The following is a 17,456-nucleotide window of genomic DNA, read 5'->3' as shown; positions in this document are numbered from 1 at the left end:
ATTGCGGCCCGGAGCCTTCGCTCCGGACCGCAATCGTGGGCGCGAGCCGCCACGCCGCACGCGACGACGGGCGGCCTAAGAACAAGGCCGCCCGCCAACAGAACATCAACAACCCATCAACGATCAAACAATCGTCAACGTCACATCAATATTGCCACGCGTAGCATTCGAGTAAGGGCAAACGATATGCGCCGCAGCCACCAGCTTCTCCGCCTCAGCCCGCTCCATCCCCGGCAACGAAATCTTCAGTTCGACTTCAATCCCAAACCCCGTAGGAATAGGACCGATGCCGACAGCACCGTCGATCGTCGCATTCGCCGGCATGGCGATCTTGTCGCGGCCGGCGACGAATTTCATGGCGCCCATGAAGCAGGCCGAGTAGCCCACGGCGAACAGTTGTTCCGGATTGGTGCCGGCCGCGCCCGCGCCGCCCAGTTCCTTCGGCGTGGTCAGCTTGACGTTCAGGTTGCCGTCGTCCGTGGCGCCCGTGCCTTCACGGCCGCCGGTGACGTGCGCATGGGCGCGGTACAGCACTTTTTCGATAGACATGATGCGTTTCCTTGTAGGGAAGTGGAGGTTGGACTGCCAGGCCTGGCGGGAACATCCCGCCGCGACCCTTACTATTTAAATAGTGCAATATTAAATAGCGCACTATTTATTTGATCTAACGATAGCGGGCCTGGCCCGCCGCTTCAAAGACTTGCGCTGAGCTTCTCCCGCAGCGCATGCAGCGTTTTCATCATACCTTGCGCCTCTTCCAGCGAACACTGCGCGGCGCCCGCGATCGAGTGCGGCACGGCCTCGGCTTGCGCGCGCAGTTCGCGGCCCTGGCGGGTCAGTCCGACGATCACCTGGCGCTCGTCTTCCACGGCGCGCTTGCGCGTTACCAGGCCTGCCGCTTCCAGGCGCTTCAGCAGCGGCGTCAGCGTGGCCGAATCCAGGAACAGGCGCTCGCCGATATCCGTCACCGTAATCTCGTCGCCTTCCCACAGCACCAGCATCACCAGGTACTGCGGATAGGTCAGGTCCAGACCGCGCAGCAGCTTGCGGTACACCTTGTTCATCGCCAGCGAGGTCGAGTACAGGGCGAAGCACAGCTGGCTGTCCAGCAGCAGCGGGTTGAATGCGGCTTTGGCTTTGGATCTGGATTTCATTGCGCAATATTAAATAGCGCGCGATCTATAGTCAACAACTATTTTGAACAGGAGCGGCCAGCGCTAGGCCGGCTCGCCCTCGGCCGCGGCGCGGTCCGACCCGTATTGTTTCAAGCCGTCCAGGTCCAGCACCCTGACCGCGCCGTATTCCACATTCAGCAAGCCCGCCTCTTCCAGCTTGCGCAGCGCCTGGTTGGCGCGCTGGCGCGACACCCGGGCCAGATAGCCGACTTCTTCCTGGGTAATCGCCAGGCGCATGCCCATGCCGGGATACAGCAAAGGGTTGAAGAGTTCGGCCAGGCAGCGGGCCACGCGCGCATCCGGATCCAGCAAACGGTCGTACTCCGCCTTGCCGATGAACTGCGCCACGCGCTCGTTCAATTGGTGGAGCAGATAGCGGTTGAACGGGATGCTGTTATCCAGCAGCCAATCGAAGGTAGCGGCCGGCAGGCGCGCGACCACCGAATCCCGCAGAGCAACGATGTCGTACTTGCGGATCTCGCGCTTGAGCAGCGAGCCCTCGCCGATCCAGCCGCCGGCAGGCACGCCGGTCAGCGACGCCACCTTGCCTTCGGCGTTGCCCACCGAAACCTTCACCAGCCCCGCCAGCACCCCTATCCAAGCCTGGGCGAGTTCACCTTTGCGCTCTATGATCGACCCGGCAACCACCTGCTGCACGGTAAGGTCCCTCTCGACGCGCTCTTGCTGATCGCGGCTGAGCACGCGAAACCAGGCGGCGGCGAGTTGCAGGGAGTCGGATAGCTGCATCGGGAATACCCTAAAAGTTCCTTGAATGTCGCGATGGTGACAGTTGGTAGCAACCCAACCTTATACCTTAACTCCTGCCGTAAATCTAAAACCAACTGGTCAAGCGCCTCATCGCCGCCACCGCTCTCGCGGACTCCCGGCCCGATGCGCCCAAACCGGAGGAGACATCGTGGCACATACACCGCCCGCATCTGCACAGATGCCGGCGGCGCTGGATACCTTTCCGGCGCTGCTGTTCACGCATGCCAGCGTTCGCGGGTCGCGGCCCGCCATACGCGAAAAAGATCTGGGGATCTGGCAAACCCTAACGTGGTCCGACGTGGCGGAGCATGTCCGGCATGTTGCGCATGGCTTGGCTGCATTGGGCATCAAGCCCGGCATGCACGTGGCCGTGATCGGTGAAAACCGTCCGCGCCTGTACATGGCCATGATGGCTGCGCAGTCGCTGGGCGCGATACCGGTGCCGCTCTACCAGGATGCCGTGGCGCAGGAAATGGTCTACGTGCTGCAGGACGCCGAGATCAGCGTGGCCATCGTCGAAGACCAGGAACAGGTCGACAAGATGCTCGAAGTCCACGAGCAATGTCCCGCGCTCAAGCATGTGGTGTACGACGATCCGCGCGGCCTGCGGCATTACACCGACCCGATGCTGCGCTCGTATGAACAGCTGGAAGAGCTGGGCCGCGAATACGCCAAGCAGCATCCCGGCTTCTTCGAGCAGGCCGTCGCCGCCGTGCAGCCGCATGACCCGGCCGCCATGTTCTATACCTCCGGCACCACGGGCAAGCCCAAGGGCGTGGTGCTCACGCACCATGCGCTGATCGACCGTGCGCGCGCCGTGTCCGATATGGAAAAACTGACCGACCAGGAAGACGTGCTGGCCTATCTGCCGCCCGCCTGGATCGGCCAGAACATGTTCTCGTACACGCAACTGCTGGTCACGGGCTTTACCGTGAACCATCCTGAATCGCCCGACACCGTGTCAATCGACATGCGCGACATCGGCCCCACCTATTACTTCGCGCCGCCGCGCGTGCTGGAAGGCCTGCTGACGCATGTAATGATCCGCATGGAAGACGCGGGACTGATCAAGCGCAAGCTGTTCGCGGCCTGCATGAAGCTCGCCCGCCGCGTGGGCGCCAAGATCCTGGACGGCGAGCAGGTCGGCGCCTGGGACCGCCTGCGCTACGCGCTGGGCAACATGATGATCTACGGTCCGCTGCGCAATGCGCTGGGCATGAGCCGCGTGCGCGTGGCCTACACCGCGGGCGAGGCCATCGGCCCCGACCTGTTCGTGTTCTACCGCTCCATCGGCATCAACCTCAAGCAGCTCTACGGCTCCACCGAAACCTCGGTCTTCGTCTGCGTGCAGCCCGACGGCCAGGTGCGCGACGACACGGTAGGCCCGCCCGTCGAGGGCGTGGAGATCCGCGTGGCCGACAACGGCGAGATCCTGGTCAAGAGCCCCGGCCTGTTCAAGGAGTACTACCGCAACCCGGAAGCGACGGCGGAAGCGCGCAGCGCCGATGGCTGGTTCCACACGGGCGACGCGGGCTATCTCGACACCGATGGCCAACTGAAGATCATCGACCGCGCCAAGGACGTGGGCAAGCTTGCCAATGGCGCCCTGTTCGCGCCCAAGTACATCGAGAACAAGCTCAAGTTCTTCCAGCACATCAAGGAAGCGGTCGCCTTCGGCGCCAACCGCGACGACGTGTGCGCCTTCATCAACATCGACCTGGAAGCCGTGGGCAACTGGGCCGAGCGCCGCGGCATGCCCTATGCCGGCTACACCGACCTGGCTTCCAAGGACGAGGTCTACCAGCTGATCGCCGAATGCGTGGAGCAGGTCAACGCCGACCTGGCCACCGATCCCAAGCTGTCGGCCTCGCAGATCAGCCGTTTCCTCATCCTGCACAAGGAACTGGATCCGGACGACGACGAACTGACCCGCACGCGCAAGGTGCGCCGCGCCTTCATCGCGCAGAAGTATGGCGTGCTGATTGACGCGCTCTTTGGCGGCAAGCAATCGCAGTTCATCGAGACCGAAGTGAAATTCGAAGACGGACGCACCGGCAAGATCTCGGCGGACCTGAAGATCCGCCCGGTCAAGACCTTCCCCGCCATCACCGCCAAGGCCGCGTAGAGATCATGAGCAACAACGACCGCGACCAGCGTATCGGCGACGTCATGCTGGACATGCAGAACATCTCGCTGTCCTTCGGCGGCGTGAAGGCGCTGACGGACATTTCGTTCAACGTGCGCGAACACGAGATCCGCGCCATCATCGGCCCCAACGGCGCCGGCAAGAGCTCGATGCTCAACGTCATCAACGGCGTCTATACACCGCAGCAAGGCGGCATCGAATTCCGCGGCGAGCGCTTCTCGCGCATGAATCCGCGCCGCGCCGCTGAAATGGGCATCGCGCGCACGTTCCAGAACCTGGCCCTGTTCAAGGGCATGAGCGTGCTGGACAACATCATGACCGGCCGCAACCTGCGCATGAAGTGCGGACTGCTGGCCCAGGCCTTCCGCCTGGGCCCGGCCGAGCGCGAAGAAATCAAACACCGCGAGTTCGTCGAGAACATCGTCGACTTCCTGGAAATCCAGGCCTACCGCAAGACGCCCGTGGGCCGCCTGCCCTACGGCCTGCAAAAGCGCGTGGACCTGGGCCGCGCGCTGGCAATGGAGCCGCGCCTGCTGCTGTTGGACGAACCCATGGCCGGCATGAACATCGAAGAGAAGCAGGACATGAGCCGCTTCATCCTGGATGTGAACGACGAGTTCGGCACCACCATCGTGCTGATCGAGCACGACATGGGCGTGGTCATGGACATCTCGGACCGCGTCGTGGTGCTGGACTACGGCAAGAAGATCGGCGACGGCAAGCCGGACGAGGTCCGTGCCAACGAAGACGTGATCCGAGCTTACCTCGGCGTATCGCACTAAGGCGGACAGACATGGGATTTTTTCTAGAGACCTTACTCGGCGGCCTGATGAGCGGCATGCTGTACGCGCTGATCGGCCTGGGCTTCGTGCTGATCTTCAAGGCATCCGGCGTCTTCAACTTCGCGCAGGGCGCAATGGTGCTGGTCGCCGCGCTGTCCATGGCCCGCTTCTCGGAGTGGCTGCCGCGCTGGCTCGGCTTTGACAACATGATCCTGGCCAATGTGCTGGCCTTCATCGTCAGCGCCATCGTGATGTTCCTGCTGGCGGTCGCCATCGAACGCTTCGTGCTGCGCCACCTGGTCAACCAGGAGGCCACCACCTTGCTGATGGCCACGCTGGGCATCAGCTACTTCCTGGACGGCCTGGGCCAGATCACCTTCGGCAGCTCGGTGTACTCCATCAACGTCGGCATGCCCAAGGATCCGCTGATGATCCTGGACTCGGTCTTCGAGGGAGGGTTGCTGATCAACCTGGAAGACCTGACGGCAGCGGTGATCGCCGCCCTGCTGGTGGCCGCGCTGGCCCTGTTCTTCCAGTACACCTCGACCGGCCGCGCCCTGCGCGCGGTGGCCGACGACCACCAGGCCGCGCAGTCCATCGGCATTCCGCTGAACCGCATCTGGGTGATCGTCTGGAGCGTGGCAGGGCTGGTGGCGCTGGTGGCCGGGATCATCTGGGGCTCGAAATTCGGCGTGCAGTTCACGCTGTCCACCGCGGCGCTGCGGGCGCTGCCGGTGGTGATCCTGGGCGGCCTGACTTCGGTGCCGGGCGCCATCCTGGGCGGCCTGATCATCGGCGTGGGCGAAAAGCTGTCCGAGGTCTATCTGGGGTCGCTGGTAGGCGGCGGTATCGAAATCTGGTTCGCCTATGTGCTGGCGCTGGTGTTCCTGCTGTTCCGTCCGCAAGGGCTGTTCGGCGAGAAGATCATCGACCGTGTCTGAGCCCACAGGCCCTCTAGGATAAAAACATGTTCTATCGCGAAAACGGCCAATTCAAGACCAGCTATCGCGCTGACCAGCAGATCTTTCCGATCCGCCAGGACCGCATCTTCATCTGGCTGCTGCTGGCGGTGGCGTTCATCGCCATCCCGGCCATGGCCAGCGACTACCTGCTGCGCGCCATCCTGATCCCGTTCCTGATCCTGGCGCTGGCCGCCGTGGGCCTGAACATCCTGGTGGGCTATTGCGGCCAGATCTCGCTGGGCACGGGCGCCTTCATGGCGGTGGGCGCCTATGCAGCCTGGAACTTCGGCGTGCGCTTTCCCGGCATGCCGCTGGTCATCCAGATCCTGCTGGGCGGCTTCTTCGCCACCATCGTGGGCGTGATCTTCGGCATACCCAGCCTGCGCATCCGCGGCCTGTACCTGGCGGTGGCGACGCTGGCCGCGCAATTCTTCGTGGACTGGGCGTTCCTGCGCATCCCCTTCTTCACCAACTACTCGTCGTCCGGCAACGTCTCGGTGCCGCCGCTGACCGCCTTCGGCCTGCCGGTGCAGAGCGCGCTGGAGAAGTACCTGTTCGTGCTGATCCTGGTCGTCATCTTCAGCCTGCTTGCCAAGAACCTGGTACGCGGCGCCATCGGCCGGCAGTGGATGGCGATCCGCGACATGGACGTGGCGGCCTCCGTCATCGGCATCCGCCCGATGTACGCCAAGCTCACGGCCTTCGCGGTCAGCTCGTTCATCGTCGGCGTGGCCGGGGCCTTGTGGGGCTACATCCACCTGGGGTCCTGGGAACCGCTGGCGTTCGACCTGACGCGTTCGTTCCAGCTGCTGTTCATGGTCATCATCGGCGGGCTGGGTTCGATCATCGGCAGCTTCTTCGGCGCGGCCTTCATCGTGCTGGTGCCGGTGGCGCTGTCCAACATCCCGCATGCGCTGGGCATCCCGCTGTCGGTGGACACGGCCGCGCACATCGAACACATGGTGTTCGGCGCACTGATCGTGTTCTTCCTGATCGCCGAACCGCACGGGCTGGCCAGGCTGTGGAGCATCGGCAAGGAGAAGTTGCGCATCTGGCCCTTCCCGCATTAAGGATAAGACCCACCCCCGAAGCGCCTTCGGCGCTTCCCCCTCAAGGGGGGCGCCGCTGGGGACCGGCAAAGCCGGATCCGCCGCGGCCCGGATGGAGTGGCCTAAGTTTTGATCACCGTCGGCAGTAGCGGCATGAGCGCTGCAACCGGCATCCTGAATACCCGGCTCAAGACCGGGCCAATCCCGGTGTCCCAGGGTTTACTGACCCAAACACCACGCAGGAGGTAAATGGAGATGAAGCGTCTTAACCTGAAGTTGGCGGCAGCTTTGATGGCCGCAGCCGGCGCCGCAGGCGCCGTGGCCACGCCGGCAATGGCGGCGGAAGAGCAGTTCGTTCCGTTGCTGGTGTATCGCACCGGGTCCTTCGCGCCCCTGGGCATTCCCTGGGCCGACGGCAAGCTGGACTATCTGAAGCTGGTCAACGAACGCGATGGCGGCGTCAACGGCGTCAAGATCACGTACGAGGAATGCGAAACCGCCTATGCCACCGACCGCGGCGTGGAATGCTACGAGCGCCTGAAGGGCAAGGGCACCGGCGCATCGGGCTTCGACACCCAGTCCACCGGCATCACCTTCGCCGTCAGCGACAAGGCCATGGTCGACAAGGTCCCGGTCGAAACGATGGGCTACGGCCTGTCGCAGTCGGTCGATGGCAGCGTGTTCGAGTGGAACTTCCCGCTGCTGGGCACCTACTGGACCGCGGCCGACGTGATGATCCAGGACATCGCCAAGAAAGAAGGCGGCATGGACAAGCTCAAGGGCAAGAAGATCGCCCTGGTCTACCACGACTCGCCGTATGGCAAGGAACCTATCCCCCTGCTGCAGAAGCGCGCGGCCAAGGAAGGCTTCGAGCTGGTGCTCTATCCCGTGACCGCTCCCGGCGTGGAACAGAAGTCCACCTGGCTGCAGATCCGCCAGGCGCGCCCCAACTACGTGCTGCTGTGGAGCGCCGGCATCATGACGCCGACCGCCATCCGCGAAGCCCAGGCCAGCGGCTATCCGCGCGACAAGATGTACGCCATCTGGTGGGCCGGCTCTGAAGGCGACGTGAAGGACCTGGGCGATGTCGCCAAGGGCTACAACGCCATCACCATCCACAACAGCGGCGCCGAGCACGACAAGGTCTACGACGACCTGAAGAAGTTCGTCTACGACAAGGGCCAGGGTTCGGACAAGACCGGCAAGACCACGCTGGGCACCATCGCCCACACCCGCGGCATGATGATCTCGATGCTGCAGGTGGAAGCGATCCGCACCGCGCAGGAAAAGTTCGGCAAGGGCAAGGCGCTGACGCCAGAGCAGGTCCGCTGGGGCTTCGAGAACCTGAACCTGACGCAGGAAAAGCTGGACAAGCTGGGCTTCGGCCAGATCATGCGTCCGGTCAAGACCTCGTGCAGCAACCACAAGGGCGACGACTGGGCCCGCATCGTGCAGTGGGACGGCGCGAAGTTCAAGGTGGTCTCCGACTGGTATCAGGCCGACAAGACCATCCTGGATCCGATGGTTAAGGAAAGCGCAGCGAAATACGCGAAAGAAAAGAACATCACGCCCCGCACTTGCGAGAACTGATGTGAACCGGCCGCCGGTCCCGCATAAGGGGCCGGCGGCCACCAAGCCGCAGGAACAGCCATGACCGCTGCAACGACTTCCGCAGTACCCGCAGACACCCCCAAGGTGCTGCTCGACGTGAACGGCATCGAGGTGATCTACAACCACGTGATCCTGGTGCTCAAGGGCGTTTCCCTGCAAGTGCCGGAAGGCAAGATCGTGGCCTTGCTGGGCGCTAACGGCGCGGGCAAGACCACCACCTTGCGCGCCATTTCGAACCTGCTCAAGGGCGAGCGCGGCGACGTCACCAAGGGCCATATCCAGTACCGCAACCAGCGCATCGAAAAGCTGTCGCCGGCGGAATTGGTCAAGCGCGGAGTGGTGCAGGTGATGGAAGGCCGGCATTGCTTTGCCCACCTGACCATCGAGGAAAACCTGCTGACCGGCGCCTACACGCGCAGCATGAGCCGCGCCGATACCGCGGCGGCGCTGGACCGCGTCTACCAGTATTTCCCCCGCCTGAAGCAGCGCCGCGCCAGCCAGTCCGGCTACACCTCGGGCGGCGAACAGCAGATGACTGCCATCGGCCGCGCGCTGATGGCCAACCCGAACATGATCTTGCTGGACGAGCCCTCCATGGGGCTGGCGCCGCAGATCGTCGAGGAGATCTTCGAGATCGTGCGCGACCTGAACCAGCGCGAGCGCGTCAGCTTCCTCTTGGCCGAGCAGAACACCAACATTGCGCTGCGCTACGCCGACTACGGCTACATCCTGGAAAACGGCCGCGTGATGATGGATGGCGCGGCGGCCGACCTGGCCCAGAACGAGGACGTGAAAGAGTTCTATCTGGGCATCTCCAGCGGCGAACGCAAGAGTTTCCGCGACAACAAGTTCTACCGCCGGCGCAAGCGCTGGCTGGCGTGATTCCTGGCATACGAGAGGGTGTGATCCCATGTCCCAGTTTTTCGATATTCTCGAAACCAGAGCGCCCGAGCAACGCGAGCGCGAGCTGATGGCCGCCCTGCCCGGCGCGATCGCGCGGGCCATTGCGCGTGCGCCCGCCATCGCCGAGCAGCTGCGCGGCATCGACCCCGCCACCATCACGTCGCGCGCGGCGCTGGCGACCCTGCCGGTGCTGCGCAAGCACGAACTGCTGGAACGCCAGCAGCACAGCCGCGCCGACGCGGCCGCGCCTGCCGGACCGCAGAAAGCCTTCGGCGGCTTCTCCGCCATCGGTTGGGGCGAGGCGATGCGGGTGTTCGCGTCTCCCGGCCCCATCTATGAGCCGGAGAGCGCGCGCAGCGATTATTGGCGCTTTGCCCGCGCCCTGCACGCGGCCGGATTTCGCGCCGGCGAGCTGGCCTACAACTGCTTTTCCTATCACTTCACACCCGCGGGCTCCATGATGGAAACCGCGGCGCATGCCGTGGGCTGCACCGTGTTTCCCGGCGGCACCGGCCAGACGGAACAGCAGGTGCGCGCGATCCAGGATCTGGCGCCCACCGGCTATACCGGCACGCCCAGCTTCCTCAAGATCATCCTTGAAAAGGCCGACGAACTGGGTGTGAAGCTGGATTCGCTGCGCCGCGCGCTGGTGTCCGGCGAAGCATTCCCCCCATCCCTGCGCGACTGGCTGGCCGCGCGCGGCATCGACGGCTACCAGGCCTACGGCAGCGCCGACCTGGGTATGGTCGCGTTTGAAACGCCGGCGCGTGAAGGCCTGGTGCTGGGCGAGGACATCATCGTCGAGATCGTGCGCCCCGGCACCGGCGAACCCGTGCCCGACGGCGAAGTCGGCGAGGTCGTGGTCACCACCTTGAACCCGGACTATCCGCTGGTGCGCTTCGGCACCGGCGACCTGTCCGCCGTCATGCCCGGCATCTCGCCCTGCGGACGCACCAACACCCGCATCAAAGGCTGGATGGGACGCGCGGACCAGACCACCAAGGTGCGCGGCATGTTCGTGCATCCGTCGCAGGTAGCCGACGTGGCGCGCCGCCATCCCGAGATCCTGCGCGCGCGGCTGGTGATCAGCGGCAGCACGGGTTCCGACCGCATGGTGCTCAAAGTGGAATCGCGGGTGCGCAGCGAAGAGCTCGGCAAGCGCATCGCCGAATCGGTGCGCGACGTGACCAAGCTGCGCAGCGACGTGGAGTGGGTGGATGCGGATGGCCTGCCGAACGACGGCAAGGTCATCGACGATATCCGCACCTACGAGTAAACCGCGCTGCTCACGGCCTCATGCGGCCGCGAGCAGCGCCAGCACACCCTTCATCAGCATCGCCACGGCCACCAGGCCCGCGAACAGCGCGAAACTCTGCTGCAGACGGCGCGGGGGAAACCGGTCGGCCACCTTGCGCCCTCCCAGCATGCCCAGCACCGCCGCCGCGGTAAAAGGCGCGGCGATGCGCCAGTCCAGATGCCCGCCCGCCGCCGCGGCCACGACGCCGCTGGCCGACACCAACGCGATCACTGCCAGCGAGGTGCCGACGATGGCCTGCATGCTGAGGTCCGTGGCGCGCCGCAGCGCGGGCACGATGACGAAACCGCCCCCCACGCCCAGGAGGCCGGAGAGGAAACCGGCGATCAACCCCGCCCCCGTCAGGGCGCGCGCGCAGGGCGCGGTCCAGCGCAGCCGGCCGGTGCTGGCATTGAGCTGGCAGGGCGGCGTGCGCGGCGCGGCCTGCGCCGCCGGGGGCTTGTTGCCCTGGTTCCACATGCGCCAGGCCACCATGCCCAGCACGCCGGCAAAGATGATGGCCAACGGCGCATTGGGCAGACGCCGCGCCGCCCACAAGCCCAACGGCGACACCAGGATGCCGGTGGCCGCCATGAAGCCCGCTGCGCGATAGCGCACCTGCCCTTTGCGCAAGCCCAGCACCGCGCCCAACGCGGCCGACAACCCCACCGCCAGCAAGGCGATGGGCGCGGCCTGCGACACCTGCAAATGCAGGCCGAAGACCAGCAGAGGCACCGCCATGATGGCCCCGCCCGCGCCGGTCAGCCCGAGTATCAGGCCGACGCACGCCCCCAGCGCCGCACTGACGGCCAATACCGTATCGATCATGGAGACGCTCAGTTGCCCAGAGGGCGGGCCAGCCATTCGCGGCCCTTGAGCATGCCGTTCCAGTAGATCCAGGGCAGCAGCGTCGCCTTGAGGAACCAGGCGCTCTTGCGCGGCACGGTCGGGTCCAGCGGGAAGGTGGGCAGGAGTTTGCCGCCGTAGCCGAACTCGGCCAGCACGATGCGTCCGCGCTCCACCGTCAGCGGGCAGGAGCCATAGCCGTCGTACTTGACGGGCATGGCATGGCCTTCGCGCAGCGCCAGCAAGTTTTCCGCCACCGTGACGATCTGCTTGCGCGCGGCCGCGGCGGTCTTGGCATTGCTGGTGCAGATGCCATCGCCCAGCCCGAACACGTTGCCATGGCGCACGTGCAACAGCGTGGACGGGTCCACTTCGCACCAGCCGGCGGCGTCCGCCAGCGGGCTGTTCTTCAGGAAGTCATGCGGCACCTGCGGCGGGACCGCGTGCAGCATGTCGAAGGATTTCTCCACGCGCGTCACCGCGCCGTCGGCGTTCTTGAGATCGAACCAGGCCTTGCGCGCCGCGCCGTCCACCGCCACCAGCGCCGAGTTGAAGGCCAGCGCGATGCCATAGCTTTCGACATAGCACATCAGCGGCGGAACGAACGTCGGCACGCCGAACAGCGCCGCGCCCGCCAGGTCGAACTCCACGTCGATGCGGTCCAGCACGCCGGTGCGCTTCCAGTGGTCGCAGGCCAGGTACATGGCCTTTTGCGGCGCGCCGGCGCATTTGATGGGCATGGCCGGCTGCGTGAACAGCGCCCGCCCGCCCTTCAACCCGCGCACCAGTTCCCAGGTATAGGGCGCCAGGTCATAGCGGTAGTTGGAGCTGACGCCGTTCTTGCCCAGCGTGTCGGCCAGGCCCTCGACCTTGTCCCACGCCAGGCGCAGGCCGGGGCAGACGATCAGTTGCTGGTAGCTCACCGCCCGGCCGTCGGACAGCAGCACGCGGTTGGCCTCGGGTTCGAAGCCCGCCGCTGCCGCCTGCAGCCAGGTGGCGCGCCTGGGCATGACGTCGCGGGTCGGGCGCACGGTCTTGGCGATGTCGAAAGCGCCGCCGCCCACCAGCGTCCAGGCCGGCTGGTAGTAGTGCTTGTCGCTGGGTTCGATGACGCCGATGCGCAGGTCCGGGCGGCGACGCAGCAGACTGGCGGTGACGCCTATGCCCGCCGATCCGCCGCCCACCACCACCACATCGAAATCGCGCTGCGCCTCTGCTGTCGGCATGCTTGTCTCCTCGCCGGTCTACCGGCTTTTGAATTTTTCCAGGACTGAAAATATCGCCATGCCGGCAACCATGGCGGCCACGAAGATCAGCGCTTCGGACACGCCGGCGGATGCGGCCACCAGCGCGGGTCCTGGGCAGAAGCCCGCCAGGCCCCAGCCCGCGCCGAACGCCAGGCTGCCCACGGCCAGTCGCACGTCCACGCGCGTAGCCGTGGGCCAGCGCAGCGGCTCGCCCGACAAGCTGGCACGACGCCGCCGCAAGAGCGCGAAGCCCGCCGCCGTGACCAGCACGGCGCCACCCATCACGAAGGCCAGTGACGGATCCCAGGCGCCGGCCAGGTCCAGAAAACCCAGCACCTTGGCCGGATTGGCCATGCCGGAAATGATGAGGCCCAGCCCGAACACCAGGCCCGACCCGAATGCGATCAATGCCACCATGTCAAAGTCCCCCCAGATGGCGGGTGACGTAGACCACGGCAAAACCCGCGGCCATGAACAAGGCGGTGGCGGTGAGCGACCGGCGCGATCCGCGCGACACGCCGCAGACGCCGTGGCCGCTGGTGCAGCCCGAGGCATAGCGGGTGCCGATCCCCACCAGCAGACCCGCCACGATCAGGCGCGTCGTGCCGGCTTCGACCACGATGGGCGGCAAGGCGCTGCCCAGGCGGTACAGCCAGGGCGCAGCGAACACGCCCAACAGAAAGGCCAGCCGCCACATGCCGCCGCGCTCGGGCGGCAGCAGGCCGCCCAGGATGCCGCTGATGCCCGCGATCCGCCCCGCCCCGGCCATCAACAGCACGGCTGCGGCGCCGATGAGCAGGCCGCCCGCGCCAGCGGACCAAGGCGTGAAGGCGGACCAGTCCATGTTCATTTGAGCGACTCCAGTGACTCCATGGTCCGGCCGCAGTACAAACTGGAAAGCGTCTTCATCACCTGGCTGACCTCGAAACTGGCCATCTGGTAATAGACGTACTTACCCTCGCGCCGGGTCGCGACCAGGCCTTCGTCGCGCAGTACGCCCAGTTGCTGGGACAAGGTGGGCTGGCGGATGCCGGTCAGCGATTCGAGTTCGCTCACATTGCGTTCGTTCTGGACCAGCTGGCACAGCAGCAGCAGGCGGTCTTCGTTGGCCAGCGCCTTGAGGAGCGCGCAGGCCTGGGAGGCGGATTCGCGCAGGGCGGCGACTTCGCACTCGGTCAGGGCGTCATTCATTTGATGCGTATCAATCGGCTAGATGGAGTTTGATCATTATATTGACCAATATAATATCCAACAATATTATTGAAATATATATAGTGTTTCATCGTGCAGCGACTCGCTGCGATGCGAGCGTCCATGTCTCCCCAGATCCAGGCCTTTTTCGATCCCGTCACCGCCACCGTCACCTACGTCGTGCATGAGCCCGCGCCGAGCGGCGCCTGCGCCATCATCGACTCGGTGCTGGACTACGACCCCAAGTCCGGCCGCAGCAGCACCGCCAGCGCCGACCGGGTGGCGGATTACGTACGCCAGCATGGCCTGAAGACCGAATGGCTGCTGGAAACCCATGCCCATGCCGACCATCTGTCGGCCGCGCCCTACTTGCAGCGACAGCTTGGCGGCGTCATTGCCATCGGCCAAAGCATCCAGACCGTGCAGGGCGTGTTCAAAAAGATCTTCAACCTGGAGCCGGAGTTCCAGCTGGACGGCTCGCAATTCGGCCATCTGTTCAAGGACGGCGAAACCTTCCGCATCGGCGCGCTGACGGCGCAGGCCATCCACGTGCCTGGCCATACGCCGGCTGACATGGCCTACCTGATCGGCGACGCGGCCTTCGTCGGCGACACGCTGTTCATGCCGGACGTGGGCACAGCGCGCTGTGACTTCCCGGGCGGCGACGCCCATCAGCTGTACCGTTCCATCCAGCGCCTGCTGGGCCTGCCCGCCGAGACTCGGCTGTACATGTGCCACGACTACCCGCCCGCCGGGCGCGAAGCCTCCTGGCAGACCACGGTGGCCGAACAGCGCCGCGCCAATATCCACGTGCGCGACGGCGTCGCCGAAGAGGACTTCGTCGCCATGCGCACGCGGCGCGACGCCACGCTCTCCATGCCCACCCTGATCCTGCCCGCCATCCAGGTGAACATCCGCGCCGGCCATTTCCCGCCGCCCGAGGACAACGGCGTGCGCTACCTGAAGATCCCCGTCGACGCGCTCTGACCGAGCCGCGCGCCGGGCTTGCGCGCCCGGGGCTTATCCCGCAAGATCGTCCGATCGCAGAATTGCCGATCAGACGGATCCCCCATGTTTGCAGAAGCCGAAGCCGACCCCAGCCTGTCCAAGGAAGAGTTCAAGCCATTGGAGGCGAAGCTGCGCGTCGCGTTGCTGAACGCGCAGTATCAGCGCCTGCAGAAAGCGGATAAGACGCTGCTGGTGGTCATCGCGGGCATAGACGGCGCCGGCAAGGGCGCCACCGTCAACCTGCTGAACGAATGGATGGATCCGCGCCACATCAAGACGCTGGCCTACGGCCCGCGCGAAGGCGCCGCGCTGGAGCGTCCGCCGTTCTGGCGCTACTGGAACGACCTGCCGCCCAAGGGCAGCACCGGCATCGTGTTCGGCTCCTGGTACGCATCGCTGCTGTATGAGGCCACGCGCAAGAAGCCCGACCAGAACAGCATCGAGGCGCAGGCCGCCGCGATCCGCCACTTCGAGGCCATGCTCGCCGCCGAGGGAGTGCAGATCGTCAAGCTCTGGTTCCATTTGTCGGCCAAGGCACAGAAAGAGCGGGCCGAGCGCCTGCTGGCCAGCCCGGAAACCTCCTGGCAGGTCAGCCCGATAGACCTGAAGGTCTACAAAAAGTACGACCGCATCCGCAACGCCGGCCAGTTGGTGCTGAACCGCACGGACTGCGGCCACGCCCCCTGGGTCGTGATCCCCAGCGCGGACGAAGACATGCGCGCCGCGCGCACCGCCGAAGCCGTGTTGGCCGCCATGCGCCAGCGCGGCGTGCCGCGCATTCCGGCCGCCTTCGTGGCGCATGCCAGGACCACGCGCGTCGTCGACCGCCTGGGCGAACTGGACTACGACGCCAAGACCGACAAGGACGACTACGAATCCGAACTGGGCCTGCTGCAAGGCCGGCTGGCGCGCGCCGCGCGTTCAAAGAAATTCCAGGAGCGTTCGCTGGTGCTGGTGTTCGAAGGGCAGGACGCGGCCGGCAAGGGCGGCGCGATCCGGCGCGTCACGCATGCGCTGGATGCGCGCCAGTTCGACATCACGCCCATATCCGCCCCCACCAGCGAAGAGCTGGCCCGGCCCTATCTGTGGCGCTTCTGGCGCCACGTGCCGCGCCATGGCCGCATCGCCATCTTCGACCGCTCCTGGTACGGCCGCGTGCTGGTCGAGCGCGTCGAAAAACTGACCGCGCCCGCCTGCTGGCGCCGCGCCTACGCCGAGATCAACGACTTCGAGGGGCAGTTGGCCGCCAGCGGCGCGCTGGTGCTGAAGTTCTGGCTGGCGGTGACGCCGGACGTGCAGCTGGAGCGCTTCAAGGAGCGCGAGAACTCGCCCTTCAAGAACTTCAAGATCACACCCGACGACTGGCGCAATCGCGACAAATGGAAGGACTACGCGGATGCCGCCAACGAGATGCTGGCGCGCACCGACCTCCCCAACGCGCCGTGGCATCTGGTGTCGGCCAACGACAAGCGCTACGCTCGATTGCAAGTGCTGCGACACATCGTCGAAGCCATGGAAGACCAACTCTGAATCCCGCCTGGAGGCCGCAAGCCATGAGTACCGCAGAAATCCGTCCCATCGTCGCCGCCGACTTCGAAGCCTGGCTGCCGCTATGGAAGGGCTACCAGGAGTTCTATCGCGTCAACATCGACGACGCGGTCACGCGCAACACCTGGGCGCGCTTCCTGGACCCCGCCGAACCCATGCATGCGGCGCTGGCGTACGAAAGCGGCCGGGCCATCGGCATGGTGCACTGGATCTTCCACCGCTCCACCTGGACCGCGGGCGACTACTGCTATCTGCAGGACCTGTATGTGGACCCGGATGTGCGCGGCACCGGCGCCGGCCGCAAGCTGATCGAACACGTGTACGCGCAGGCTGCCGCCGCCAACTGCTCGCGCGTGTACTGGCTGACGCATGAAACCAACGCCACCGCCATCCAGCTCTACGACCGCATCGCCGACCGCTCGGGCTTCATCCAGTACCGCAAGGTGATGCCGTGAGCGCACGCGACCCCAACTGTCCGCTGTGCCAGGAAGACGGCGGCACGCTGCTGTGGCGCGGCCCGCATCTGCGCATCGTCGAGGTCGACGACGCCGACTATCCGGGCTTCACGCGGGTAATCTGGAACGGCCATCTGGCCGAGATGACCAGCCTGTCCACGCACGGCCGCGACCTGCTGATGCGCGCCGTGTACGTGGTCGAAGAAGCGCAGCAATCGGTCCTGGGACCGGACAAGATCAACCTGGCCTCGCTGGGCAACATGGTGCCGCACCTGCACTGGCACGTGATCCCGCGCTGGCGCGGCGACCGCCATTTCCCCGACCCGATCTGGGCGCCGCCGCGCATCGCCGCCGGCGCGGAATCCGCCGAATGGAAGGAACGTCAGGCGCACGTGCAGGCGCTGCTGCCGCGTTACCGCGACCGGCTGGTCGAGGCCATGAACGCCCTGCTCTGGCACTGAGCCGCCGCCC

At 65.5% G+C, this 17,456-nt stretch carries 19 protein-coding genes; 11 read left to right on the top strand and 8 right to left on the bottom strand.

All coding sequences use genetic code 11. From position 1 onward, the window contains the following. Window positions 1–123: 123 nt before the first annotated feature. The 3 genes from IB257_RS20450 to IB257_RS20440 form a co-directional block, all read right to left on the bottom strand. Window positions 124–549: an organic hydroperoxide resistance protein gene (locus IB257_RS20450; RefSeq protein WP_175162424.1), complete on the bottom strand. Its 426-nt coding sequence runs from the start codon at window positions 547–549 to the stop codon at window positions 124–126. Between the two features lie 143 nt (window positions 550–692). Next, complete coding sequence (locus IB257_RS20445; RefSeq protein ID WP_054456924.1) at window positions 693–1,154, bottom strand: MarR family winged helix-turn-helix transcriptional regulator; 462 nt, start codon at window positions 1,152–1,154, stop codon at window positions 693–695. Window positions 1,155–1,217: 63 nt separating this feature from the next. Continuing rightward, on the bottom strand, window positions 1,218–1,922 hold the full coding sequence (locus IB257_RS20440; protein WP_054456926.1) for a Crp/Fnr family transcriptional regulator: 705 nt from the start codon (window positions 1,920–1,922) through the stop codon (window positions 1,218–1,220). A 169-nt stretch (window positions 1,923–2,091) separates the two neighbouring features. On the opposite strand from IB257_RS20440, the gene IB257_RS20435 reads away from it, so the two are divergent. The 7 genes from IB257_RS20435 to IB257_RS20405 all read left to right on the top strand — a co-directional run bounded on the left by IB257_RS20435 (window position 2,092) and on the right by IB257_RS20405 (window position 10,672). Beyond that, window positions 2,092–4,068 carry a long-chain fatty acid--CoA ligase gene (locus IB257_RS20435; RefSeq protein ID WP_119450176.1) on the top strand — a complete coding sequence of 659 codons (1,977 nt, stop codon included), beginning with the start codon at window positions 2,092–2,094 and terminating at the stop codon, window positions 4,066–4,068. A 5-nt stretch (window positions 4,069–4,073) separates the two neighbouring features. Beyond that, a complete protein-coding gene (locus IB257_RS20430; RefSeq protein WP_054456930.1) occupies window positions 4,074–4,871 on the top strand; it encodes an ABC transporter ATP-binding protein in 798 nt (265 codons plus the stop codon). 11 nt (window positions 4,872–4,882) lie between these two features. Continuing rightward, window positions 4,883–5,812: a branched-chain amino acid ABC transporter permease gene (locus IB257_RS20425; protein ID WP_192492732.1), complete on the top strand. Its 930-nt coding sequence runs from the start codon at window positions 4,883–4,885 to the stop codon at window positions 5,810–5,812. Window positions 5,813–5,838: 26 nt separating this feature from the next. Next, the gene (locus IB257_RS20420; RefSeq protein ID WP_054456932.1) at window positions 5,839–6,903 is read left to right on the top strand and encodes a branched-chain amino acid ABC transporter permease; all 1,065 of its coding nucleotides are present in this window, start codon (window positions 5,839–5,841) and stop codon (window positions 6,901–6,903) included. 228 nt (window positions 6,904–7,131) lie between these two features. Continuing rightward, window positions 7,132–8,472, top strand: coding sequence for an ABC transporter substrate-binding protein (locus IB257_RS20415; protein ID WP_175162420.1), 1,341 nt, complete (start codon window positions 7,132–7,134; stop codon window positions 8,470–8,472). A gap of 60 nt (window positions 8,473–8,532) precedes the next feature. Next, the gene (locus IB257_RS20410; RefSeq protein WP_175162418.1) at window positions 8,533–9,375 is read left to right on the top strand and encodes an ABC transporter ATP-binding protein; all 843 of its coding nucleotides are present in this window, start codon (window positions 8,533–8,535) and stop codon (window positions 9,373–9,375) included. 28 nt (window positions 9,376–9,403) lie between these two features. Further along, window positions 9,404–10,672, top strand: coding sequence for a phenylacetate--CoA ligase family protein (locus IB257_RS20405; protein ID WP_175213020.1), 1,269 nt, complete (start codon window positions 9,404–9,406; stop codon window positions 10,670–10,672). An 18-nt stretch (window positions 10,673–10,690) separates the two neighbouring features. Here the strand turns inward: IB257_RS20405 and IB257_RS20400 are convergent, their stop codons facing one another. From IB257_RS20400 to IB257_RS20380, 5 genes are read right to left on the bottom strand one after another with little or no spacing between them, the layout of a single operon-like run. Beyond that, window positions 10,691–11,518 (bottom strand): sulfite exporter TauE/SafE family protein, encoded by an 828-nt coding sequence (locus IB257_RS20400; RefSeq protein ID WP_192492731.1) that lies wholly within the window; start codon window positions 11,516–11,518, stop codon window positions 10,691–10,693. 8 nt (window positions 11,519–11,526) lie between these two features. Further along, window positions 11,527–12,762 carry an FAD/NAD(P)-binding oxidoreductase gene (locus IB257_RS20395; protein ID WP_192492730.1) on the bottom strand — a complete coding sequence of 412 codons (1,236 nt, stop codon included), beginning with the start codon at window positions 12,760–12,762 and terminating at the stop codon, window positions 11,527–11,529. An 18-nt stretch (window positions 12,763–12,780) separates the two neighbouring features. Continuing rightward, on the bottom strand, window positions 12,781–13,200 hold the full coding sequence (locus tag IB257_RS20390) for a DUF6691 family protein (RefSeq protein WP_054456941.1): 420 nt from the start codon (window positions 13,198–13,200) through the stop codon (window positions 12,781–12,783). Between the two features lies 1 nt (window position 13,201). Continuing rightward, a complete protein-coding gene (locus IB257_RS20385) occupies window positions 13,202–13,633 on the bottom strand; it encodes a YeeE/YedE family protein (protein WP_054456943.1) in 432 nt (143 codons plus the stop codon). Further along, window positions 13,630–13,974, bottom strand: coding sequence for a helix-turn-helix transcriptional regulator (locus IB257_RS20380; protein ID WP_054456945.1), 345 nt, complete (start codon window positions 13,972–13,974; stop codon window positions 13,630–13,632). Before IB257_RS20380 ends, IB257_RS20385 begins: the two co-directional genes overlap by 4 nt. A gap of 123 nt (window positions 13,975–14,097) precedes the next feature. Between IB257_RS20380 and IB257_RS20375 the strand changes: the two genes are divergently transcribed. The 4 genes from IB257_RS20375 to IB257_RS20360 all read left to right on the top strand — a co-directional run bounded on the left by IB257_RS20375 (window position 14,098) and on the right by IB257_RS20360 (window position 17,446). Next, window positions 14,098–14,961, top strand: coding sequence for an MBL fold metallo-hydrolase (locus IB257_RS20375; RefSeq protein WP_192492729.1), 864 nt, complete (start codon window positions 14,098–14,100; stop codon window positions 14,959–14,961). Window positions 14,962–15,045: 84 nt separating this feature from the next. Next, window positions 15,046–16,512 carry a polyphosphate:AMP phosphotransferase gene (gene pap, locus IB257_RS20370; protein WP_192492728.1) on the top strand — a complete coding sequence of 489 codons (1,467 nt, stop codon included), beginning with the start codon at window positions 15,046–15,048 and terminating at the stop codon, window positions 16,510–16,512. 23 nt (window positions 16,513–16,535) lie between these two features. Next, complete coding sequence (locus IB257_RS20365) at window positions 16,536–16,985, top strand: GNAT family N-acetyltransferase (protein WP_175213016.1); 450 nt, start codon at window positions 16,536–16,538, stop codon at window positions 16,983–16,985. Further along, complete coding sequence (locus tag IB257_RS20360; RefSeq protein WP_192492727.1) at window positions 16,982–17,446, top strand: HIT family protein; 465 nt, start codon at window positions 16,982–16,984, stop codon at window positions 17,444–17,446. Before IB257_RS20365 ends, IB257_RS20360 begins: the two co-directional genes overlap by 4 nt. Window positions 17,447–17,456: the final 10 nt, after the last annotated feature.

The sequence above is a fragment of the Achromobacter sp. ACM03 genome (assembly GCF_014851665.1).
Classification (GTDB): domain Bacteria; phylum Pseudomonadota; class Gammaproteobacteria; order Burkholderiales; family Burkholderiaceae_B; genus Achromobacter; species Achromobacter aegrifaciens.
Note: the sequence above shows the minus strand (reverse complement) of the source record. Positions and strands in the feature narration are given on the sequence as shown.